Origin of the sequence: Cryptosporangium japonicum (assembly GCF_039524755.1) — a bacterium.
GTDB classification, from domain to species: domain Bacteria; phylum Actinomycetota; class Actinomycetes; order Mycobacteriales; family Cryptosporangiaceae; genus Cryptosporangium; species Cryptosporangium japonicum.
This window is the reverse complement of record NZ_BAAAGX010000006.1, coordinates 465,626-488,503: the sequence shown is the minus strand read 5'-3', so window position 1 is coordinate 488,503 and position 22,878 is coordinate 465,626. Positions and strand designations below refer to the sequence as shown.

General features: G+C 70.6%; 15 protein-coding genes and 1 pseudogene. 12 read left to right on the top strand and 4 right to left on the bottom strand.

Annotation, left to right across the window (positions count from 1 at the left end; translation table 11 throughout):
• The first annotated feature begins 3 nt into the window (after positions 1-3).
• The 9 genes from sucD (at position 4) to glxA (ending at position 13,272) form a co-directional block, all read left to right on the top strand.
• Entirely contained in the window at positions 4-900 is an 897-nt protein-coding gene (sucD, locus tag ABD437_RS07195; RefSeq protein ID WP_344647940.1) for a succinate--CoA ligase subunit alpha, read from the top strand.
• Positions 901-1,048: 148 nt separating this feature from the next.
• Positions 1,049-2,407 carry a cell division protein PerM gene (locus ABD437_RS07190; protein WP_344647939.1) on the top strand — a complete coding sequence of 453 codons (1,359 nt, stop codon included), beginning with the start codon at positions 1,049-1,051 and terminating at the stop codon, positions 2,405-2,407.
• 119 nt (positions 2,408-2,526) lie between these two features.
• Positions 2,527-3,132, top strand: coding sequence for a phosphoribosylglycinamide formyltransferase (purN, locus tag ABD437_RS07185; protein WP_344647938.1), 606 nt, complete (start codon positions 2,527-2,529; stop codon positions 3,130-3,132).
• Positions 3,129-4,700, top strand: a complete 1,572-nt coding sequence (purH, locus tag ABD437_RS07180; protein ID WP_344647937.1) for a bifunctional phosphoribosylaminoimidazolecarboxamide formyltransferase/IMP cyclohydrolase — start codon at positions 3,129-3,131, stop codon at positions 4,698-4,700. The genes purN and purH overlap by 4 nt, the downstream gene beginning before the upstream one ends.
• 18 nt (positions 4,701-4,718) lie before the next feature.
• Positions 4,719-5,588: an AAA family ATPase gene (locus ABD437_RS07175; RefSeq protein WP_344647936.1), complete on the top strand. Its 870-nt coding sequence runs from the start codon at positions 4,719-4,721 to the stop codon at positions 5,586-5,588.
• On the top strand, positions 5,585-6,955 hold the full coding sequence (locus ABD437_RS07170) for a vWA domain-containing protein (protein ID WP_344647935.1): 1,371 nt from the start codon (positions 5,585-5,587) through the stop codon (positions 6,953-6,955). The genes ABD437_RS07175 and ABD437_RS07170 overlap by 4 nt, the downstream gene beginning before the upstream one ends.
• A gap of 23 nt (positions 6,956-6,978) precedes the next feature.
• Entirely contained in the window at positions 6,979-7,830 is an 852-nt protein-coding gene (locus ABD437_RS07165) for a bifunctional methylenetetrahydrofolate dehydrogenase/methenyltetrahydrofolate cyclohydrolase (protein ID WP_344647934.1), read from the top strand.
• Between the two features lie 1,084 nt (positions 7,831-8,914).
• Positions 8,915-11,341 (top strand): glycosyltransferase family 2 protein, encoded by a 2,427-nt coding sequence (locus ABD437_RS07160; RefSeq protein ID WP_344647933.1) that lies wholly within the window; start codon positions 8,915-8,917, stop codon positions 11,339-11,341.
• Positions 11,338-13,272, top strand: a complete 1,935-nt coding sequence (gene glxA, locus ABD437_RS07155) for a radical copper oxidase GlxA (protein WP_344647932.1) — start codon at positions 11,338-11,340, stop codon at positions 13,270-13,272. The genes ABD437_RS07160 and glxA overlap by 4 nt, the downstream gene beginning before the upstream one ends.
• A gap of 2,314 nt (positions 13,273-15,586) precedes the next feature.
• Here the strand turns inward: glxA and ABD437_RS07150 are convergent.
• Together ABD437_RS07150 and galE are read right to left on the bottom strand one after the other, a co-directional pair.
• Positions 15,587-16,558: a glycoside hydrolase family 6 protein gene (locus tag ABD437_RS07150; RefSeq protein ID WP_344647931.1), complete on the bottom strand. Its 972-nt coding sequence runs from the start codon at positions 16,556-16,558 to the stop codon at positions 15,587-15,589.
• A gap of 352 nt (positions 16,559-16,910) precedes the next feature.
• Positions 16,911-17,879 (bottom strand): UDP-glucose 4-epimerase GalE, encoded by a 969-nt coding sequence (galE, locus tag ABD437_RS07145; RefSeq protein ID WP_344647930.1) that lies wholly within the window; start codon positions 17,877-17,879, stop codon positions 16,911-16,913.
• Between the two features lie 91 nt (positions 17,880-17,970).
• Between galE and trpS the strand changes: the two genes are divergently transcribed.
• From trpS to ABD437_RS07130, 3 genes and pseudogenes are all read left to right on the top strand, one after another.
• Positions 17,971-18,984, top strand: coding sequence for a tryptophan--tRNA ligase (gene trpS / locus ABD437_RS07140; protein ID WP_344647929.1), 1,014 nt, complete (start codon positions 17,971-17,973; stop codon positions 18,982-18,984).
• Positions 18,981-19,496, top strand: a complete 516-nt coding sequence (locus ABD437_RS07135) for a 2'-5' RNA ligase family protein (protein ID WP_344647928.1) — start codon at positions 18,981-18,983, stop codon at positions 19,494-19,496. The genes trpS and ABD437_RS07135 overlap by 4 nt, the downstream gene beginning before the upstream one ends.
• Positions 19,460-20,371 (top strand): annotated as a pseudogene (locus ABD437_RS07130) (YihY/virulence factor BrkB family protein); the annotation flags it as partial. The gene ABD437_RS07135 and the pseudogene ABD437_RS07130, both read left to right, overlap by 37 nt.
• Before the next feature lie 79 nt (positions 20,372-20,450).
• Here the strand turns inward: ABD437_RS07130 and ABD437_RS07125 are convergent.
• Positions 20,451-21,869, bottom strand: a complete 1,419-nt coding sequence (locus tag ABD437_RS07125; RefSeq protein ID WP_344647927.1) for a D-alanyl-D-alanine carboxypeptidase family protein — start codon at positions 21,867-21,869, stop codon at positions 20,451-20,453.
• 39 nt (positions 21,870-21,908) lie between these two features.
• On the bottom strand, positions 21,909-22,868 hold the full coding sequence (locus tag ABD437_RS07120) for a hypothetical protein (protein ID WP_344647926.1): 960 nt from the start codon (positions 22,866-22,868) through the stop codon (positions 21,909-21,911).
• Between the last annotated feature and the right edge of the window lie 10 nt (positions 22,869-22,878).

Sequence of the window (22,878 nt, the reverse complement as noted above, 5' to 3'; positions counted from 1 at the left end):
GAAATGTCGATCTTCCTGACCGAGAAGAGCAAGGTCATCGTCCAGGGCATGACCGGGTCGGAGGGGCGCAAGCACACGCAGCGCATGCTCCGTTCGGGCACCCAGATCGTGGGCGGCGTCAACCCGAAGAAGGCCGGCACCACCGTCGAGTTCGAGGGTGGAACCGAGGTACCGGTGTTCGGCAGCGTCGCCGAGGCGATCAAGGAGACCGGCGCCGACGTCAGCGTCATCTTCGTGCCGCCGGCCGGCGCGAAGGCCGCGATCATCGAGGCCGTCGACGCCAACATCGGCCTCGCGGTGGTCATCACCGAGGGCATCCCGGTGCACGACACCACCTGGGCCTGGGACTACGCGCAGAAGAAGCGCGCCGAGGGCGGCCAGACCCGCATCATCGGCCCGAACTGCCCGGGGCTGATCTCGCCCGGGGCGTCGAACGCGGGCATCATCCCGGCCGACATCACCAAGTCCGGCAAGATCGGGCTGGTCAGCAAGTCCGGCACGCTGACCTACCAGATGATGTACGAGCTGCGTGACATCGGTTTCTCCACCGCGGTGGGCATCGGCGGTGACCCGGTCATCGGCACCACGCACATCGACTGCCTGGAGGCCTTCGAGGCCGACCCGGAGACCACCGCGATCGTGATGATCGGTGAGATCGGTGGCGACGCCGAGGAGCGGGCCGCGGCCTACATCTCCGAGCACGTCACGAAGCCGGTCGTCGCGTACGTCGCGGGCTTCACCGCCCCCGAGGGCAAGACGATGGGTCACGCCGGCGCGATCATCTCCGGCTCGGCCGGCACCGCGCAGGCCAAGAAGGAAGCGCTCGAGGCCGTCGGGGTCAAGGTCGGCAAGACGCCGTCCGAGACCGCGCGTCTCATGCGCGAGATCGTCACCGCCTGAGTTTTTCCGGAGCCGGGTCCCGTCTGACGGGGCCCGGCTCCGTCGTGTCCGGGGACGACACGCCGGGGGACGCGAATAGGCCCGCTTGGTACTCGCCTGTCACAGTAAGGCGGTGTCCCCCGGCGCTCCTCCCTCATCGCCTGCCCGGGTGGCCCTGCCCGCAGCGGCGCTGACCACGGCCGGCTGGGCCGCGCTGGTGGTGCTCGTGCCGATGGCCGCGGTGGGGCTCGTCGTCTGGGTGGCGGAGAACCAGTCCGGCGCGCCGGCGGGTGACGCGCTCCGGCTCGCCGCGGACGGCTGGTTGCTGGCGCACGGCGTCCGGCTCCAGACGCCGAGCGGGCCGTTCGGGCTGACGCCCCTGCTGCTGAGCCTCGTGGTGCTGCGCCAGCTCTACCGGGCCGGGCGCAACAGCGCGCTCGCCACCGGGGCGGTGTCCTGGCTCGGGGTGATCCGGGTGGCGGTGGCGGTCGGGCTCGCGTACGGGTTCTTCGGCATGGTCGCCGCGCTGCTCGGCGCCACCTCCGGGGTCCGGGCGGATCCGGCGTCGGCCGGTGTCGTCACCGGCCTGCTCGCCGGGTTCGGCGCCGGTTGGGGTGCGGCTAGGGCGGTCGGCCTCGGAGCGGCGATGGCGTTCGGGTTGCCCGACGTCGTCCGCCGCGGTGCCTCGGCCGGTGGTGTCGCGGCCGCGGCCGTGCTCACCGCGGGTGTGCTCGCGGCCGGTGCGCAGATGGTCGTCACCCACGAGGAGTTCCGCAGCGTCTTCGGCTCGTTGCGTGCCGGTGTGGTGGGCGGCGTCGCGATCACCGCGCTCTGCGTCCTCTACGCGCCGACCGCGGCGGTCTGGGCCACCGCCTACCTGGTGGGGCCCGGGTTCGCGGTCGGCACCGGCACCGCGGTGGACGCCAGCACCGTGCAGCTCGCGCCACTGCCGTCGTTCCCGCTGCTGGCGGCCGTTCCGACCGGGCCGGCGTCGGCGATGGTCAGCCTGACGCTGGCGGCGCCGCTGATCGCCGGGCTGCTGGCCGGGGCCGTCACCGCCCGCCCGCCCCGCACCGAGGACGCCGCCCTGCCGCGCTGGCGCATCGCGCTCGGCGGTGCGCTGATCGCCGGGCCGGTGGCCGGTGTGCTGGTCGCGCTGGCCGCGGCGGCGTCACGCGGGCCGCTCGGCGACGGGCGGCTCTCCGAACTCGGCCCGTCGCCGTGGCACGTCGGCATCGTGCTCGCCGTCGAGGTGGCCGTGGCCGCGCTGGTCGGTGCCACGGTCGCCCGCACCGCGGCGTCCTGGGCCGCGTGGTCGGCCACCCGCCGCTGGTCGCCGGACGCCACCGGGGCCGCCGCGCCGCCGTGGGCGAACCGCCTGCCGTTCGGGGCCCGCCGGCTCGTGGTCGGTCTGTTCTCCGGGCCGGACGCCGCCGACCGGGCCGCCCCGCCGCCGCGGGAGCCCCGCGAGCCCGAACCCACCGCCGACAGCGCGCCCCAGCCGCACCGCCGCACCGGCGAAGGCTGACCGGGCCGCGCCGGGTCCGTGCGGCGACTCACACCGCGGGGTCAGGTGCGGTAGGCGCGGTGCCCGGCGCGGGGGCCCACGGGTTAGGCTCGGGGCGTCAGCCGGAGGTTAGGAGCGTCGTGACCGCCCGAGTCGTGGTCCTCGTATCGGGGTCAGGCACCACGCTGCAGGCGTTGCTGGACGCCGCCGCGGATCCGGCGTACGGCGCTGACGTCGTCGCGGTCGGGGCCGACCGGGACGGCATCGAGGGCCTCACCCGGGCCGAGAAGCTCGGCGTGCCGACGTTCGTCCGGCGCGTGTCGGACCACGAGTCCCGGGAAGCCTGGGACGCCGCCCTCACCGAGGACGTCGCCGCCCACGACCCGCACCTCGTCGTCTCGGCCGGCTTCATGAAGCTCGTCGGGCCCACGTTCCTCGGCCGGTTCCAGAACCGCATGGTCAACAGCCACCCGGCTCTGCTGCCGTCGTTCCCCGGCATGCACGGCCCCCGCGACGCGCTCGACTACGGGGTCAAGGTCACCGGCTGCACGCTGTTCTTCGTCGATGCCGGCGTCGACACCGGCCCGATCATCGACCAGCGCGTCGTCCCGGTGCTGTCCACCGACGACGTCGGTCAGCTGCACGAACGCATCAAGGTCGCCGAGCGGGAGATGCTCGTCGACTCGATCGGCCGGCTGGCCCGCGAGGGCTGGACCGTCACTGGAAGGAAGGTCTCGATCCCATGACGCAGGCGCAACCCGACCGGAAGCCCATCCGGCGCGCGTTGATCAGCGTGTACGACAAGACCGGGATCGAAGAGCTCGCCGTCGGTCTGGCCGAGCTCGGCGTCGAGATCGTCTCCACCGGCTCGACCGCGGCACGCATCGCCGCCGCCGGGGTCGCGGTCACCCAGGTCGCCGAGGTCACCGGCTTCCCGGAGACGCTCGACGGCCGGGTCAAGACGCTGCACCCGCACATCCACGCCGGTCTGCTCGCCGACCTGCGCAACCCCGCGCACGTCCAGCAGCTCGCCGAGCTCGACATCACGCCGTTCGAGCTGGTCATCTCCAACCTCTACCCGTTCCGCGAGACCGTCGCGTCCGGAGCCGGGCACGACGAGGTCGTCGAGCAGATCGACATCGGCGGCCCGTCGATGGTCCGCGCGGCGGCGAAGAACCACGCGAACGTCGCGATCGTGGTGGAGCCGGGTGCGTACCCGCTGGTGCTCGAGGCCGCCCGCGCCGGTGGCTTCGACCTCGCGACCCGTCGTCAGCTGGCCGCGCGTGCGTTCGCGCACACCGCCGCGTACGACGTCGCGGTGGCCGGCTGGACCGCGCGCGAGCTGGTCGACGAAGCCGGTGACGTCGCGTGGCCGGCGTTCGCGGGCATCGCGCTCGAGCGCGCCGAAGTGCTGCGGTACGGCGAGAACCCGCACCAGGCCGCGGCGCTCTACGTCGACCACGACGCGGTGGCCGGCATCGCGCAGGCCGAGCAGCTGCACGGCAAGCCGATGTCCTACAACAACTACGTCGACGCCGACGCGGCGTACCGCGCCGCCTACGACTTCACCGAGCCCACGGTCGCGATCATCAAACACGCGAACCCGTGCGGGATCGCGTCGGCCGGCGACATCGCCGAGGCGCACCGCAAGGCGCACGCCTGCGACCCGGTGAGCGCGTTCGGTGGGGTCATCGCCGTGAACCGGCCGGTGAGCGTGGCGATGGCGCAGCAGGTGGCGGAGATCTTCACCGAGGTCGTGGTGGCGCCCTCCTACGAGGACGGCGCGGTCGAGATCCTGTCGAAGAAGCCGTCGATCCGGCTGCTGACCGCGCCCGAGCGTGCTCGCGGTGGGGTCGAGTTCCGGCAGGTCTCCGGCGGCGGGCTGGTGCAGACCGTCGACGGCGTGGACGCGCCGGGCGACGACGTCAGCGGCTGGAAGCTGGTCACCGGCGAGCAGGCGGACGCGGCGACGCTCGCCGACCTGCAGTTCGCGTGGCGGGCCGTGCGTGCGGTGAAGAGCAACGCGATCCTGCTCGCCGCCGACACCGCGACGGTCGGCGTCGGCATGGGGCAGGTGAACCGGGTCGACTCGGCGCGGCTCGCGGTGTCGCGTGCGGGTGACCGGGCCGCCGGTTCGGTCGCGGCGTCGGACGCGTTCTTCCCGTTCGCGGACGGGCTCGAGGTGCTCACCGAGGCCGGTATCAAGGCGATCGTCGAGCCGGGCGGCAGCGTCCGCGACGACGAGGTCATCGCCGCGGCCCAGAAAGCGGGAATCGCGCTTTACTTCACAGGGACGCGTCACTTCTACCACTGACGTTTATCGTCAGTAAGTATGGCGTTCTTCACGTCGGTTGCCGACGTCACCGACAAGCTGGCCACGGCCGGGTACCTCGCGTCCCCGGCCGTGGCCACTACCGTCTTCCTGGCTGATCGGCTGGAGAAGCCGTTACTCGTCGAAGGGCCGGCGGGGGTCGGGAAGACCGAGCTCTCCAAAGCGGTCGCGGCCGCGGGTGGGGCGCGGCTGGTGCGGCTGCAGTGTTACGAGGGCGTCGACGAGTCACGCGCGCTCTACGAGTGGAACCACGCCAAGCAGCTCCTGCGCATCACCGCCGGCCAGGACGAGAGCTGGGAAGAGACCAAGGCGGACGTCTTCAGCGAAGAGTTCCTGCTCCCGCGTCCGCTGCTGACCGCGATCCAGGGCGACGAGCCCACCGTCCTGCTCATCGACGAGACCGACAAGGCCGACGTCGAGATCGAGGGCCTGCTGCTCGAGGTGCTCGGCGACTTCCAGATCACCGTGCCGGAACTGGGCACGATCACCGCGACCCGCGCCCCGTTCGTCGTCCTCACCTCGAACGCCACCCGCGAACTCTCCGAGGCCCTGCGTCGCCGGTGCCTGTTCCTGCACATCGACTTCCCGGACGCCGCACTCGAGGAGCGCATCGTCCGGCTCCGCGTCCCCGGCCTGGACGAGGCACTCGCGAACTCAGTCGTCCGCGTCGTCAACGCGCTGCGCACGATGGAGCTGCGCAAAGCACCCTCGGTCGCCGAGACCATCGACTGGGCCCGCACGCTGCTCGCGCTCGGCGCCGAAACGCTCGACGAGCAGGTGGTCACCGACAGCCTCGGTGTCCTGCTCAAGCACCAGGCCGACGTGGTGCACGCGACCAAGCGACTGCGGCTGGACACGGTCCTCCGATGACGGTGCCGGGCCGGCTCGTCGAGTTCGTGCAGGCGCTGCGCGAGCACGGCCTGCAGATCGGGCCGGGGGAGACGATCGACGCGGCCGGTGCCGTCGACGCGCTCGGGTTCGACGACCGCGAGCAGCTCCGGCACGGCCTGGCGGCCACGCTGCTGCGCCGTTCCGGCCACGAGGCCGTGTTCGACGCGGTGTTCGACCTCTACTTCCCGGTCGCCACCGGCGCGCCGGAAGCCACCCGCGCCGACGGGGAGCCGCAGAGCCTGGACGAGCTCCGCGCCCGCCTCGCCGACGCGCTGGTCAGCGGCGACCAGGCACTGCTGGCCCAGCTCGCGGCCGAGGCCGTCGCGCAGCTCGGCGCGTACGGGCAGGTCGGCTCGGGCGGCGAAGGCGCACCCGGCTCCGGCGGCTGGTCCGCCCACCAGGCGATGGAGCGGCTTCGCCCGCAGACGCTGATCGCGGCGGTCGCCGAGCGGATGGCGGCGGGGGAGTTCGCCGACCGGCTGGCGCGCGACGAGGCACGGCAGCGGGTCGCCGGGTTCGAGAAGCTGGTCGCGGCCGAGGCCCGGCGCCGGGTCGCCGAGCTGCGTGGCCGTGACCGGATCGCCCGGTACTCGATCCCGAAGGCCGCCGACCACCGCGACTTCGTCACCGCGAACCGCGAGCAGCTCGCGGCACTGCGCCGCACGGTTCAGCCGCTGTCCCGGCGGCTCGCGACGCGGCTCGCGGCGCGTCGGCGTCACGCCAGAAGAGGCGCGCTGGACCTGCGGCGGACGTTCCGCCGGTCGCTCTCGACCGGCGGGGTCGCGATGCGCCCGGCGTTCCGGAAGCCGCGTCCGGGGCGGCCGGAGATCGTGCTGCTCTGTGACGTCTCCGGCTCGGTGGCCGGGTTCGCGCACTTCACGTTGATGCTCGTCGAAGCGATGCACGACCAGTTCAGCCTGGTGCGTGCGTTCGCGTTCGTCGACTCGACGGCGGAGGTGACCGAGCTGGTCGCCGACAACGACGCCGATCCGGCACGGCTGGTGGAGCGCATCCTGTCCGAGTCCGGCGTGGTGCGGTGGGACGGGCACAGCAACTACGGGCGGGCGCTGCGCGACTTCGTCACCGACTCGCTGGACGCGATCGGTCCGCGGACGTCCGTGCTCGTCCTCGGCGACGCCCGGACGAACGGCGGCGACCCGAACCTGGGTGACCTGCGCCAGATCGTCGACCGCGCGAAGCGGACGTACTGGCTCAACCCCGAGCCGCGCGCCTCGTGGGGCAGCGGCGACTCGGCGACCGAGGCCTACCGCACGCTGGTGAACATGTACGAGTGCCGTAACGCCGATCAGCTCACCCAAGTGATCAGTCGGGTCCTGCCGGTCTGAACCACTTCGGGTTAGATGAGGGCGTGACCGCGACTCTCCTGGACGGTAAGGCAACGGCGGCCCTGGTTCGGGCCGAGCTACGCGACCGGGTGGCCGCGCTGCGCAAGCGCGGGGTGGCGCCGGGGCTGGGCACCGTGCTCGTCGGCGACGACCCGGGGTCGCGTGCCTACGTGGCCGGCAAGCACCGCGACTGCGCCGAGGTCGGCATCGAGAGCATCCGGGTGGACCTGCCCGCCGACGCCACCCAGCAGGACGTCGAAGGCGCGGTGGCCCGGCTGAACGCGGACCCGGCCTGCACCGGGTACATCGTCCAGCTGCCGCTGCCCCGCGGGCTGGACGCGAACCGGGTGCTGGAGCTGATGGACCCGGACAAGGACGCCGACGGCCTGCACCCGACCAACCTCGGCCGGCTCGTGCTGGGTGTGCCCGCGCCCCTGCCCTGCACACCGCGCGGAATCGTCGAGTTGCTGCGGCGGTACGGCGTGAAACTCGACGGGGCGGAGGTGGTCGTCGTCGGCCGCGGCCTGACGGTCGGCCGGCCGCTGGGTCTCCTGCTCACGCGGCGCACTGAGAACTCCACCGTGACCTTGTGCCACACCGGCACCCGCAACCTCACCGAGCACACCCTGGCGGCGGACATCGTCGTGGTGGCGACGGGTCACGCACACATGCTGACGCCGGAGATGGTGAAGCCGGGCGCCGCGGTGCTCGACGTCGGCATCACGCGGACCGAGCTCGGCCTCGCCGGCGACGTCGACCCGGCGGTCGCCGAGGTCGCGGGTTTCCTCGCTCCGATGCCGGGCGGGGTCGGCCCGATGACGCGGGCGATGTTGCTGGCGAACGTAGTCGAAACCGCCGAGCGATTCGCCGAATAGCGACTCTCGGTTAAACGCTCATCACTATTAGCGACGGCCCGCCCGGATGATCCGTGCGGGCCGTCAGTTTTCCGACTCGGCGGACATCGAGTAATGAATTAACTCTGCGTTATTTATCCGGTACGGATCGACGTTTCCGTTGACTGTCCCGAGAAAATCGTGGCGAGTGTTACGGGGACCCGGCGTTTTATCGCTGTCAGGTTTCTGACACTCTAAGCGGCGGCCGTTCCGTCGCAAGGTTGACAACGCTCACGCAGCCCAGGGGAGAGACTGTTCCTGAGAACTTTTACAGAACCCCCAAAGCTGGACATAAGTGCTTCCGCACAACTCGGACCTTCAACACTTTCCGTTCTATCGTTGCAACTTCAACTGATCGCTGACGATCGCCGAAACGGACTTTCAGTCATCAATCCGAAATTGCTCTACGCTTTGGGCGGCGATTGACAAAGCGACATGAAGTTTTGACCGCACCTTCACATGAGAGTGCGCATGTTGCTTATGATCGGTCCTTCGGAGGCACCGTTTGCTTCCGAGCCAAGTAAGTTGGACATAAGGGTAGATGCGTGCAATGCAGGGCGATTCTTGGATGGACGGCATGGAGGGGACCTGCCGAGTCACGGTGCGTGAATAACGCCGTGGTCGTTACATCCAAGTTTTTCGGCCCGCTGACGGAGCGGTCGGCCATCGTCACCCATCGCCACACCGGAAATTTCCACGTCCGTGTCAGTCAGGGGCGCGCCCCTGTCGGAGGAGGGCTGCAATGACCGCGCCGAACCGGGCTGCGACGAGCGAAGACGACTCGTCAGCCCAAAACTCGGCAGTTGGCCGGGTGCGCGTCCCCTCGGCGCGCCCGGCCGCCGATTCCGAGGGATCGGCAGGCGGTTCCGATCGCGCCGAGGACCGTAACGACGCCGCGGGCAGGCCGCCCGAGGCGTCCGGTCGCGCGTCGGTGAGTGGCTCTGCCTCCGTCAGCGGCTCCGCGTCCGTGAGCGGCGCCCCGGCGTACGGAGCGCCGGCCTCCGGGTCCGCGTCCGTCAGCGGCTCCGCGTCGGTGAGCGGTGCTCCCGTCAGTGGCGCTGCGTCGGTGCCGGGTTCCTCCGGGCGCGCGAGCGTCCCGGTGCCGCCACCGGCCGGCCGGGACGACGACGGCCGCGGCCGCGCGTCGGTGCCGTCGCAGCCGGGTCGTGCCTCCGTGCCGCCTCCGCCGGAGCCCCGCGACTGGGCCGGGCCGTCCAACGAGGCGTCGGGCCGGGCCCGGATCCCGGTGGCCCGCCCCGAGCCGGACGCCGACCAGGGCTACTTATCCCAGCCCGGTTACGACCAGAGCTACGACCAGCGGGGCTACGACCAGGGGTACGACCAGCCGTCCGCCTACGGCACGGCCCGCCCGCAGTCGGCCCCGCCGCAGCAGCAGCCGCACCAGGCGCCGCCGCCGCCGAGCGGCCCGCTTCCGCAGCAGTACGACACCCGCCCGCAGCCCGACGGTCAGTACCGGCAGCCCGCCACCCGGGGCGGCCACGGCTACGAGGACAGCGGCGAGTACATCCGCCCGATCTTCATCGACGCTCCGCCGATGCCGGCGCCGAGCGCGGAAGAGACGGCGCTGCTCAACATCGTCCACGAGCCGTTCGGCCCGGCCCCGCGCATGGTCGCGATCGGCCGCGCCACGGTTCCGGTCTTCTCGCGCCCCGACGCGCGCGAAGAGGTTCCCGAGACGGGCCTCGACGCCGCGTTCGAACTGGACAAGACCGGCCAGTTCGGCATCGAGCGCATCCACGGCCCCCGTGAGACCTACGACTACGAGGGCTACAGCACGCTGGCCGGCCCGATCCAGGCCGCGCCGCAGGGTGAGTACCGGGTGCAGATGCGCCGGCTGTTCCGCCGCCGCCCGCTGCGCACCGCGCTCGTCACGCTGCTCGCGCTCGTCGTCGAAGTGACGTTCTTCGCCTGGCTGTTGATCGCCGGCAAGATGCCGAAGGTCGAGGGCCACCAGGCGCTCTACGCCGCCACGATCTTCGTGATCGTGTGTACGGCGCTGGTGGAGCTCTTCCGCCTGATCAACGTCCTGACGCTGTGCATCATGACGCTGAGCGTCCGGGACCCGATCCCGGTCGCACCGCCCTCGGGCATGCGGGTCGCGTTCCTCACCACGATCGTCCCCGGCCGCGAGCCGGTGGACGTCGTCCGGCGCACGCTGATCGCCGCGAAGCACATCCGCCACGACGGCCCGTTCGACGTCTGGCTGCTCGACGAAGGTGACGACGACGAGGTCAAGGCCATGTGCGCCGAGCTCGGCGTCCGGCACTTCACCCGCCGTCACGTGCCGCAGTGGAACACCAAGCACGGTCCGCACAAGGCGCGTACCAAGCACGGCAACTACAACGCCTGGATCATCAGCCACGCGCGCGAGTACGACGCGTTCGTCTCGGTCGACCCCGACCACGCGCCGCTGCCGAACTACTGCGAGCGGATGCTCGGGTACTTCCGCGACCCGAACGTCGGCTTCGTGATCGGGCCGCAGGTCTACGGCAACTACGACAACTTCGTGACCCGGTGGGCCGAGTCGCAGCAGTACCTGTTCCACTCGGTGCTGCAGCGGGCCGGCAACCGGCTCGGCATCCCGATGCTGGTCGGCACCAACAACGCGGTCCGCATCGACGCGCTGCTGTCGATCCGCGGCCTGCAGGACTCGATCACCGAGGACATGGCGACGAGCATCGTCGCCCACACCACGAAGAACCCGGCGACCGGCAAGAAGTGGCGTTCGGTCTACACGCCCGACGTGCTCGCCGTCGGTGAGGGCCCCGCGTCCTGGACCGACTTCTTCACCCAGCAGCACCGCTGGTCGCGTGGCACCGACGAGGTGCTCATGCGCTCGTTCTGGAAGCGCGGCTGGAAGCTCGGCCCGCGCCGGATGCTGCACTACATGCTGCTGATGTCCTTCTACCCGCTGACCGCGGTCGCCTGGATGCTCGGCGCGGCCACCTGTGCTCTCTCGGTCCTCCTCGGCACGAAGGGCGTGCAGGTTCCGCTGCAGGTCTGGCTGATGCTCTACGTGGACGCCGCGGTGCTGCAGGTCGGGCTGTACCTCTGGAACCGGCGGCACAACGTCAGCCCGCACGAGAGCGCCGGTTCGTCCGGCGCGGTGGGCATGCTGATGTCCACGATGTCGGCGCCGATCTACGTCTCGTCGTTCGTCGGTGCCCTGCTGGGCCGCAAGAGCGGTTTCGTCGTCACGCCCAAGGGCGACTCGGCGAGCCCCGACCGCATGCGGACGTTCAGCCTCCACCTCGCCTGGGCCGCGTTCTTCGCCGCCCTGGTCATCGTTTCCATCCCACTCGGGCATGCCTGGGGTCCGCTCTGGATCTGGCCGTTGCTGAACTGCTTCGTCTGTCTGCTGCCCGTGATCATCTGGCGCTACGAGACCCCGCTGCGTCGCCGTCAGGCACGTAAGGCCGCCGCCGCCCATCCGCAGTCCGCACGCAACCAGCACCTGGAGACCGCTGCATGAGTCCCCGGAAAAAGCCGTCGTTAGGCCGCCGCCTCGTCACGCTCGTGACGTCCGCCGGAGTGATCGCGATCCTCGCGATCGTGAACCGGCCGATGGTCGCCTTCGGCCAGGAGCAGTACCACCAGTTCCAGATCAACCGGGCTTCGTACAAGTCCGAGTACGGCCACTGGGACATGCTTCCCGTGCCGTCGAACTTCAAGGTCAACGCGATCCACGCGGCCTTGCTGCCGACCGGCAAGGTGCTGATCATCGCGGGCTCGGGCAACAAGGAAGACCAGTTCAAGGCGGGCACGTTCAAGACGCTGATCTGGGACCCGGCCACGAACCACTTCAAGATCGTCACGACGCCGACCGACATCTTCTGCGCCGGTCACGCGTTCCTCACCAACGGCAACCTGCTGGTCGCCGGCGGCACCAAGAAGTACGAGGTGCTCGAGAACAAGGTGAAGAAGGCCGCGGGTGTCCTGAAGATCAAGCAGGAGTCGCCGGACAGCGGCGTCACCGAGCTCGACAAGGGCACGATCGTCACGTCGAAGACCGGGGTGAAGTACAAGCTCACGTCCGACGTGAAGGTGCCCGCCGCGAAGAAGGTCAGCGTCCACGCCGACACCACGATCACGCCGAGCGAGGTCGAGGTCTGGGTCGAGGCCGTGAACGCGGGCAAGGGCTCGGTCATCCCGACCCCCACGCAGTTCGACATCGCGGGTCTCACCGGTGACGACAAGATGACGATGTACGGCATCGCCGAGAAGCTGACGATGGAGAAGCAGGAGTACACCGGCGCGGAGTACTCCTACGAGTTCAACCCGTTCACCGAGAAGTACGAGCGGACCGGCAACCTGAACGAGCCGCGGTGGTACCCGACGCTCATTCCGACCGCCGACAACAAGGTGCTGGCGCTCTCCGGCCTCGACCAGTTCGGCCGGATCGACACCGGCAAGACCGAGGTCTACAACGAGACCACGAAGAAGTGGGAGTTCCAGCCCAAGCTCAACCGGTACTTCCCGACGTACCCGTCGGTGTTCCTGATGCAGAACGAGAAGCTGTTCTACTCGGGCTCCAACGCCGGCTACGGCCCGGCCGAGGAAGGCCGGGACCCGGGCATCTGGGACCTGAAGAAGAACACCTTCCAGAAGGTCGCCGGGCTGCGTCAGCCGGAGATGAACGAGACCAGCGCCTCGGTGCTGCTCGCCCCGGCGCAGGACCAGAAGGTCATGGTCCTCGGCGGCGGTGGCGTCGGTGAGGACCCGAAGTCGACGGCACGCACCGACATCATCGACCTGAAGGAAGCCACGCCGACCTTCAAGCCGGGCCCCGACCTGCCGGCCCCGACCCGCTACCTGGGCACGGTGCTGCTGCCGGACGACACGCTCTACACCGGGCACGGTTCGTCGGGTTACCGCGGTAAGGGCAACAGCGACCACCTGACCGCGCAGATCTACCACCCGGACACCAACAAGTTCACCAAGGCGGCCGACCCGACCGTCGGCCGGAACTACCACGCCGAGTCGATGCTGCTGCCCGACGGCCGCGTCATCACGCTGGGCTCCGACCCGCTGTACGACAAGTCCGACAAGAACCCGGGCACGTTCGAGAAGCGGATCGAGATCTTCACGCCGGCGTACCTGTACCACGGTGACCGGCCGACGATCACCGACGGACCCAAGTCCGTGAAGCGCGGCGGCAGCTACACGTTCGCGACGCCGGACGCCGGCAACATCGCGACCGCGCGCCTGATGCGACCGAGCACGGTGACCCACTCAACCGACGTGGAGCAGCGCTCGATCGCGCTGGACCTCACCAAGACCGCGGACGGGATCGGCGTGACGATCCCGAAGGAGCGGGGCCTGGTGCCGTCGGGTTGGTACATGCTGTTCGTGACCAACGGGGACGGAACCCCGTCGGTGGCGAAGTTCGTGCAGGTGCAGTAGTCGTTCTTGATACGGCGGGCCATCCCTTACGGGGGGTGGCCCGCTGTTTCGTTTCCCGGGGTGCTCGGGGTGCCGGGGGGTGCGGTGCTCGGATCGCTGGGCGTTGGGCTCGGATCGCTGGGGCCGCATCGAGGCTGCCGCTTGCCGTCGAGGTGCCGGTTGGTAGCGGCTCGCGTTTCGGCTGGTTTGCCGCTCTACGCGGTTGGTCGGGTCCGCACGGTTCGGCGTGGGGGAGTGGCCTGCGGGAGCGCTGTGCGAGAACTCGGTCAGCCGTTCACTCTCCGGGTGCCGGCATGCGCGGGCCGGACTGGCAACCCGAGCAGCGCATCCGCTCCGCGACTCCAGCGGCGACACCGCACCAGCGGCCTAGATGCCCGATCAGCGTGGCCGTCGACCCCGCGTGTACCTCCCAGATCGACGTTCCCCACCGCCACTCGGAGGCGCGTGCACTGCGCCAGGTGCTGGGGCCGCCACCGTCCCGCTCTGCTGGCCCTCTCCACGCCCCGCCCGCGCCCCTCAACGGCCTCGAGCCCGTTCGCGCCCGCATTCGCCCGGCCTGCGCCCCGCCTATGCGCTGCTGTGCGCCCGTGCTGTGCTGCGCTGCTGTGCGCCTGTGCTGTGCTGCTGTGCTGAAGCTTCCGCTCCTGTTTGCCATGCGCTTCCAGGTGCTTCCGCTCGCTCTGTACTCGCCGAACGCGCCGCGGTCCCGCTCGCCCTACGCGCCGCGCCGCTGCTGCCGTGGCGCGAATACCTTGGCGGCCTTGAGCATCGACCGTGCACGCTGCGGGGCGACCCTTGGGCACGTCCGCGCACCGGCGTCCCGCGCTATCGCCTCGAGGCGTGGGGACTGCGCGAAGCGCTGGTCGCCGATATTCAGCGGCAGGCAGGCCATCCACGCGCGCCGCCTCTCCGCCCTGTGCGTTGGGCTCACACCAGCGGGCGCCAACGCGGGCTCAGCGACGGCCAACTTCTTCTAGCGGGCGAACCTGCGCCCCATGCGGTGGAACGGCGCCCCGGCGAGTCCGCCCGCGCCCACCTCCAGGCCCAAGCCTGCTCGCACACTCCCATTCACCTGCCCCGCTCACCCCACAGTGCCCAGGCCCTACCTAACGCCTCGCCTACGCTCCGCGCCGCCGGCGCCCTACCTCGCTCGCGCTGTGCTCCGCATTCCCGCGACCCGCCTCCCTCGCGCCCGCGCCCGCGACTCGCGCCTCGCACCACGCATCTCGCCACGCGCCTCGCACCACGCATCTCGCGCCACGCGCCTCGCATCGCGCGCCTCGCATCTCGCGCTCGCACCGCGCGCCTCGCATCTCGTGCCACGCGCCTCGCATCGCGCGCCTCGCATCGCGCGCCTCGCATCTCGCGCTGGCACCGCGCGCCTCGCATCTCGTGCCACGCGCCTCGCATCGCGCGCCTCGCATCGCGCGCCTCGCGCCTCGCATCGCGCGCCTCGCATCTCGCGCCTCGCATCTCGCGCCTCGCACCGCGCGCCTCGCATCTCGCGCCTCGTACCGCGCGCCTCGCTCACGCGCCTGGCACCAGGCGCCTCGCTCACGCGCCTGGCAGCAGGTGCCTCGCTCACGCGCCTGGCACCAGGCGTCCCGCTCACGCGCCTGGCGCCACGCGTCCCGCACCACGCACCACGCACCGAGCGCCCCGGTTCGCGCACTCCCCTCCAGATGCCTTGCAGCCGTCCGGGGTCGTGCCCGTTCCGGGATCTCCGTCTGCTCCCGCGCCGCTCTTCGCCGTACCGCTGTGCACCGTGCCGTTCTACGTGCTCCGCCGTGTCACCCCGCAATGACGTCGCGCCCCCTGTGTCGGCCGCGTCCTGTGTCGCCCGCGCCGCCGCGTGCTGTTCTGCCGCCCGCCCCGTGCTCCATGTGGCAAGTGCCCCGCAGCCGTCCGGTGCCCATGCCCCGCGCTGCGCTGCCCCGCGCTGCGCTGCCCCGCGCTGCGCTGCCCCGCGCTGCGCTGCCCCGCGCTGCGCTGCCCCGCGCTGCGCTGCCCCGCGCTGCGCTGCGCTGCCTCGCGCTGATCCGCTCTGCCCTGATCCGCTCTGCCCTGCGCGGCTCTGCCCTGCGCGGCTCTGCCCTGCGCGGCTCTGCCCTGCGCGGCTCTGCCCTGCGCGGCTCTGCCCTGCGCGGCTCTGCCCTGCTCTGCCCTGCCCTGCCCTGCCCTGCCCTGCCCTGCCCTGCCCTGCGCCTCTCTGGTCGGCGGGTGCCGCCCTCGACGCCCGGAAAAGCAGTGAGCCCCGACCACTCGGCCGGGGCTCACTCAAGTGAACGTAATAAGCCTTAAACGGCTCTCAGCGCTACGTGGACGCCTTCGCCAGCTGCAGCGCATACTCCGTCCACCACTGGCCCGCCTGGGGGGCTCCGTCGCGGCAGGCGCCGTCGGAGTCGCCGGGCTGCTTCACCCAGAGGAAAGCGTCCACGCCCGGGATGCCGGTGTCGCTGGTCGGCGGGGTGCCCAGCGCCCGCCCCGGCGGGTTGCACCACTTCAAATCGTCCGAGGTCTCCGTGTACGGGCCGTTGCCGTTCCGGCTGGTGTCGATGACGAAGTGCTCACCTTCGAGCGCCTCCGACAGCTTGTTGCCGTACTCGACGCTCGCGTCGGTCGTCTCGAAGTTCGACACGTTCAGCGCGAACCCGTCGGCTTTGTTGACGCCGACCTTCTTCAGCGCGTCCACCATGCGCGAGAAGTCCTTGATCCACGACGCGTTGCCGGCGTCCACGTACACGTGGGTCTGCGGGTTCGTCTTGAGCGTGGTGATCGCGTAGGCCAGCAGCTCGTAGCGCTCGGCGATCTGGCCCTCGTCGGAGATGCAGCCGTCGAGGGTGTGCGGGATCGCGTCGGGTTCGAGGATGATCACGCCGCCGTGGGTTTTGAGGCCGGCGGCGATCTCGTCGATGTAGGCCTTGTAGGCCGCGGCGTCGGAGGCGCCGCCGGACGAATACTGGCCGCAGTCACGGTGCGGAACGTTGTAGACGGTCATCACCGCCTCCTGGCCGGCCTTGTGCGCGGCGTCGGTGAGCGCCGACACCTCGTCGGTCGTGCCGCCGTTCCCCGCGGCCAGCCAGGTCGCGACCGGCCGGGAGGCGATCTTCTTGATCTGCTCCGCGTCGGCCTTGTTCCCGTCGGCCTCGAGCTGGGCGACGTTCTGCGACGCCGGGTTCTGGGGGTTGACGTAGAACTTCTTGCCGGACAACGGGTTGTCCGGGTCGGTTTTGGCCGTCGGCTTCGAGGTCAGCGGTTCGTCGTCGGAGCCGCCCGAGGTCAACATGATCGTCAGCCCGCAAGCCACGAGAGCGACGACGACCGCGAGCCCGATGATCAGCGGTGTGCCAATCCGTTGGGGCCGCCGATGCCGGGGAGCCGGAGGTACCGGAGGTGCCACAGGTGCCGCCTGGTCTTCCACTTCGAGGTTCCCGCCCTGTCCCATTGACTCCCGCCTGACCGTACACGCCCGATGCCAGCCGTTCTGTGTGCCAACCAACTGGTCTGCACACCCCGTTGACGGCATCGTCCGCTACCGGCCGTCACGGGTCAGTCGGATATCGGTCTCCCCGTTCGCGACGCCGACCACACTGTCGACGATCACGTCTTTCCCACACGTTTGCGGCGAACAGAAAAGTTCACCCGCGTGATTGGTAGAACGTCCACGCGTCGGCGACGATCGAGTGCAGATCGGGGCGCTGGGGCACCCAGCCGAGCTCACTGGCGGCCCGCGCGCTGGACGCGACCAGCTCGGCCGGGTCGCCGGCGCGGCGCTCCGCCATCTCCACCGGCACCGTGCGCCCGGTCACCTCGCGCACGACGTCCACGACCTGGCGGTTGCTGAAGCCGTTGCCGTTGCCCAGGTTGTAGACCTTGTGACGCGAAGGCTCCACCGCGTCGAGCGCGAGGAGGTGCGCGGCGGCCAGGTCGGCGACGTGGATGTAGTCGCGGACGCAGGTGCCGTCGGGCGTCGGGTAGTCGTCGCCGAAGAGCTGGAGCTTCTCGCGCTTGCCCGCCGCGACGTCGAGCGCGATCGGGATCAGGTGCGTCTCGGGGTCGTGCCGCTCACCCAGGGCGTCGCCAGCGGCCGGGATGTACGCACCGGCCACGTTGAAGTACCGCAGGCTGATCGCACCGAGGCCGTGCGCGGTGCACTCGGCCCCGATCGCCGCGTCGACCGAGAGCTTCGTCCAGCCGTAGGGGTTGGTGGGGGCTTTCACCGCGTCCTCGGTGATCGGCACCTCCTGCGGGTTGCCGTAGACCGCCGCGGTGGAGCTGAACACCAGCCGGGGCACCCGGGCCGCGCGCACGGCGTCGAGGAGGGCCAGCGAACCGATGACGTTCGTGTGGTAGTGCCGCTCCGGGAACTGCACCGACTCGCCGGCGGCGATCTTGGCCGCGAAGTGGAGCACGCCGTCGAAGCTGGAGTCGAGCACGGAACCCACGTCGTGCACCGACATCTCATGCAGCGTCACCCCGTCCGGAACGACGTCGGCGTGGCCGGTGGAGAGGTCGTCGAGCACTGTGACGTCGTGACCGGCGTCGACCAGTAGCCGCACCACCACCCCGCCGATGTAGCCCGCGCCGCCCGTCACCAGCAGTTTCATGTCAGCTCCTCGTTACTGCCCCGGATGTCACAGATCGTAGCGATCAAGCCTGGGAAGCGTCCGGGCGGTCAACCCTGACAGAATGCTGGCCATGGGTGAGACACGTCCCCGGGTGCTGTCCGGCATTCAGCCCACCAGCGACTCGTTCCATCTCGGCAACTATCTCGGGGCCCTGCGCAACTGGGTGTCGATGCAGCAGACCCACGACTGCTTCTACTGCGTCGTCGATCTGCACGCGATCACCGCGGGCCACGACCCGGAGACGCTCCGGCGCCGCACCCGGGTGAGCGCGGCGCAGCTGCTCGCGGTCGGCATCGACCCGCAGGAATCCACCCTGTTCGTGCAGAGCCACGTGCCCGAGCACGCGCAGCTGGCCTGGGTGTTCAGCTGCATCACCGGGTTCGGTGAGGCCAGCCGGATGACCCAGTTCAAGGACAAGTCGGCCAAGGGCGGCGTCGACCGGTCGAGCGTCGGCCTGTTCACGTACCCGATCCTGCAGGTCGCCGACATCGTGCTGTACCAGGCCGACGCGGTTCCGGTGGGCGAGGACCAGCGGCAGCACGTCGAGCTGTCCCGCGACCTCTCGCAGCGGTTCAACAACACGTTCGGGCCGGTCTTCACGGTGCCGAAGCCGTACATCGTCAAAGAGACCGCGAAGATCTACGACCTGCAGGACCCGACCGCGAAGATGAGCAAGTCGGCCTCGTCGCCGGCCGGCATCATCGACCTGCTCGACGAGCCGAACCGCACCGCGAAGAAGATCCGGTCCGCGGTCACCGACACCGGCCGCGAGATCGTGTTCGACCCGGAGAACAAGCCCGGCGTCAGCAACCTGCTGACGATCTACGCGGCCCTCTCCGGACGCACTATCGAGGACCTGACCGGTGCCTACGATGGCAAGGGCTACGGCGACCTGAAGAAGGACCTCGCGGTGGTGGTGTCGGACGCGCTCGCGCCGATCCAGAAGGCCACCCAGGGTTACCTCGACGACCCGGCCGAGCTCGACCGGGTGCTCGCGATCGGAGCCGGGAAGGCCCGCGAGGTCGCGAGCGCGACGCTGGCCGCCGCGTACGACCGCATCGGGTTCCTCCCGGCCGTGCCGTGACGCGCACCATCGGCGTCGCGCTGCCGATTCCCGCCCCGTACGGCGGCCAGCTGGACGAGTTCCGGCGGGCCGCCGGCGATCCGATGGCGGAGTTCGTCCCGGCGCACGTCACGCTGCTCGGGCCGACGGCGCTGGCCGACGACGAGGTGCCCGCCGTCGTCGAGCACCTGCGCGTGGCGGCCACCCGGCACACGTCGTTCGACCTGCACCTGCGGGGCAGCGGCACGTTCCGGCCGATCACCGCGGTGGTGTTCGTGGCCGTCGCGAGCGGCATCAGCGAGTGCGAGATGCTGGAGAAGGACGTCCGTACCGGTCCGCTCGACCGCGAACGGCTCTACCCGTACCACCCGCACGTGACCGTCGCGCACGACCTCGACGACGACACGCTGGACCGCGTCTACGCGCAGCTCGCGCATTTCGAAGCGCGATTCCGGGTACCGGGATTTACGTTGTTCGAGCACGGCGTCGACGGGCGATGGCGTCCGCAGCAGGATTTCCCCTTCTCCACGTAGGGGGCCGAGGGGGGCGCGGCATGACTGACAGGTTCGTCGCGTTCCCCGGGATTCCGGCCCGCGTCGTCGGTCCGGTGCGCCGTGCCCGGCAACGCCACCGGTGGTTCGACACGATGATCCGGGCCGCCGTCCGGTTCGACCAGGTCAACGGCGGTCGCCTCGCGGCGGCGATGAGCTACTACGCGTTCCTGGCGGTCTTCCCGCTCCTGCTGCTGTCGTTCTCCGTGCTCGGGTTCCTGCTCTCCGACGACGCCGTGCTGACGCTGCGCGTCGAGACGTTCCTGCGGCAGAACATCCCGGGCCTGCCGGTCACCGCGATCGCCGACGCGCGCAACACCGCGGGCGTCATCGGCGTCATCGGTTTCCTGTTCGCCGGGTGGCGCTGGGTCGACTGCGTCCGCACGTCGGTGCGCGCCGTCTGGCGGCGCAACGAGTACCCGAGCAACTGGTTCCTGCGCACGTTCAGCGACCTGGCGGCGCTGCTCGGGCTCGGTGCCGCCCTGCTGCTCTCGGTCGGCGTCACGGTCGTGCTCAACAGCGGCGCGGAGTGGCTGCTCGGCGCGGCCGGGCAGGACGGCCACGGCGTCGGGGACACCACGCTGGGTGTGTTGGCCTTCGTCGCCGGGCTGGTCGTCAACGTCGTCGCGTTCGTCGGGTTCCTGGCCGGGCTGCCCCGGCTGCGGATGTCGTTCCGACGGGTGATCGGCCCGGCGCTGCTCGGCGCGGTGGGCCTGGAGCTGCTCAAGACCGTCGGCCGGGTGTACATCAGGACGACCGAGTCCAACCCGGCCTACACGGTGGTGGCCGGCACGGTCGGGCTCCTCGTCTTCCTGAACCTGTTCGACCAGTTGCTGCTCTACTGCGCCGCGCTCACCGCGGTGGCCGCGCGCGGTGGTGTGGTCATCGACCGCAACGCCTCCCCGGAGGACGGCGACTGCGTGGAGGTGGTCGCGGTCATCGAGGCCCCTCCTGCCGACGAGGGTCAGTCGGCCGCCGAGCCGAAGGTGAGCTATATCGCTGCGGAGGACGACCGGCCGCCCGCGGTCGAGGACCCGACGGACCCCGATCCGGTTCGCGACGCTGGGTCCGGGGCGCCCCGCCGGGACCGACCGGATGCGGTAGCCGCGCCGACCGACGTCGCCGTGCCCGGGCGCGCACCTGTCGAGCCCTGAGCAGCCCGATCCCGAGCACCAGCAGGCTGATCCCGGTCACCCCGGCGCCCACGAAGTATGGCGACGGCCCCTCCGCGGTGCCGTCGGGAACCACGGCCTCCGTCCGGGACGCTTCCGGTGCCTTCTCCGGGGCGGTGGCTTTCGCGTCGTCGGCGTCGCTGACCAGGCGGCCCACCGACTCCGTCGTCGACGGCAGTGCGAAGCCCCAGTCGAGCAGGCCGGCCGCCTGCTGCCAGAGCGGCTGCGGCCGGTGCTCGCCGTCGAGCATCGTGACGACCAGACGCCGCCCGTTGCGGCTGGCCGCGCCCACGTAGGTGTGCCGGGCGGTGTCGGTGTAGCCGGTCTTGCCGCCGATCGCGCCGTCGTAGTTGTAGAGCAGTTTGTTGTCGTTCTGGATCTGGAAACCGGCGTAGGTGCGCGGCGGCTGCACGTTCGGCTTCTGGCCGGGGATCTGCGCCGACTTCGTCGCGGTGTACTTGCGGAAGTCGGCGCGGGCGAAGTCGGCCTTCGCGATCAGCGCCAGGTCGTACGCGCTGGTCCACTGGCCCGGCCCGTCGAGCCCGGACGGTGTCGCCGCGTGGGTGTCGCGTGCGCCGAGCTTCTCCGCGGTCTCGTTCATCGCGGCCAGCCCGCCTTTGACGCCGTTCTCCCCGCCGGCCAGGCGCGCCAGCACGTTCGCGGCGTCGTTGCCGGAGACGAGCATCAGCCCCAGCAGGATCGTCTCCACCTTGTACCGGCCGCCCTCGACCAGCCCCACCGCCGAGCTGCCGGACTCGAACGCCAGGTCGGCCGACGTGACCGTGACGACCTGGTCGGGCTTCACCTTGGGCAGCGCGGTGAGCGCGGTGAGCAGTTTGAGCGTGCTGGCCGGCTGGTGCAGCGCGTGCGGGGCGCAGGCCGCGAGCACCTCACCGCTGTCGAGGTCGGCCAGCACCCACGAGTGCGCGTTCAGCCCTTTCGGGAGCGGGGCCGTGACACCGTCGGGCAGCACCAGCCCGGTGCTGCCCATCCGCTCGCCGCCGACCGGGTCGTCGGTGTCCTCCTGCTCCGGCGGCGTCGGCCGCGGCGGCGCGCTGACCGGCGGTGACGCCTTGGCGATCGGGCAGGGTTTGTCGTCAGCCGCGGCGGCCGGCCGGGCTCCGGGAAAACTGACGGAGCACACCACCGCGAGCGCCGCTGCTGCGAGTCGAACCGGCTTCACCGGGCGAACGCTACCCGGGCCCGGGCGCGCCGCCGTGTTTCACACCACGGGTGGCGTGGTGGAGGTGCTCTCCAGTAACGCGTCGAGCTTCTTCTCGATCGCGTCGAACCGCTGGTCGACGTACTCCTTCAGCTCGGTGACCTGGTCGGAGTGGTCCTTGCGCAGCACCGACTCGCGGTACGCGCCACCCTTGCCGCCGTGGACCGTGTCGTCGATCGCGTCGAGCTGCTTGCGCACCCGATCCCACTGCGCCTGCGGCACCTGGGCCATGTCTTCTCCTCCGCTGGTCCGAAAGTTCTCCCAGTCCCGCATGATCGACGAGTTGTCGGACTCGTGACCGGCGAGGCCGGACAGGTGCAGGTGATGGTCGGCCGACGAGTACGTACCGCGGAACGAGTCCTTGCGGGTGTACTGGTGGCCGTTGATGTTGATGTAGTAGACCCACTTGTACGCGCCGTTACGCAGCCGGGGGACCAGCCAACGTTCGAGCCCCGACATGTTGGGGGCCGTGAGGTCGATTGCGTACACCTTGCCGAACCGGCACGCGCGCCCGTTCCAGCCTTCGGAGCACCAGGGCGTGTGGCCGCCGGAGCCGCGTAAGTGGGAGGCGTTGCCGATCACGCCGAGACAGCGGTAACCCCGGTTCGCCAGGCGCTGGACGTCGTCGTACTCGTCCGCGACGGCCTCGATCGGCGTCCAGCGGACGCTCGCACCGGTGGAGGGGCGGATCACCGAGCCGCCGTTGCGGATGCCGGCGGCTCTCACCACCGTGGCGGTGGCCGCGCCCTGCCGGGCGGCTTGGTTGGCGGGTGGAGAGATCTGCCCGGAGAGTGGTTCCTCCGGGTCGAGGACCTCGCGGGGCCAGGACGATGCGTCTGCCGCCGATTCCGAAGTGTCCTCGAGCGAGGGCATGATCTCGGCTAACGCCTCGAGTTCAGCCTCGGTGTGGACCTCCTCCGGGTCGGAGGGCACGACATCACCCGGCAGTGGCTCGGACACGGTTAGCGCC

Excerpts from the sequence above, each read along its gene's own strand:
- ABD437_RS07150 (WP_344647931.1), bottom strand. The coding sequence starts at position 16,558 with ATGTTGACCTCGGGCGGCTCCGACGACGAACCGCTGACCTCGAAGCCG.
- trpS (WP_344647929.1), top strand. The coding sequence starts at position 17,971 with ATGGGTGAGACACGTCCCCGGGTGCTGTCCGGCATTCAGCCCACCAGC.
- galE (WP_344647930.1), bottom strand. The coding sequence starts at position 17,879 with ATGAAACTGCTGGTGACGGGCGGCGCGGGCTACATCGGCGGGGTGGTG.
- ABD437_RS07170 (WP_344647935.1), top strand. The coding sequence starts at position 5,585 with ATGACGGTGCCGGGCCGGCTCGTCGAGTTCGTGCAGGCGCTGCGCGAG.
- sucD (WP_344647940.1), top strand. The coding sequence starts at position 4 with ATGTCGATCTTCCTGACCGAGAAGAGCAAGGTCATCGTCCAGGGCATG.
- ABD437_RS07175 (WP_344647936.1), top strand. The coding sequence starts at position 4,719 with ATGGCGTTCTTCACGTCGGTTGCCGACGTCACCGACAAGCTGGCCACG.
- glxA (WP_344647932.1), top strand. The coding sequence starts at position 11,338 with ATGAGTCCCCGGAAAAAGCCGTCGTTAGGCCGCCGCCTCGTCACGCTC.
- purH (WP_344647937.1), top strand. The coding sequence starts at position 3,129 with ATGACGCAGGCGCAACCCGACCGGAAGCCCATCCGGCGCGCGTTGATC.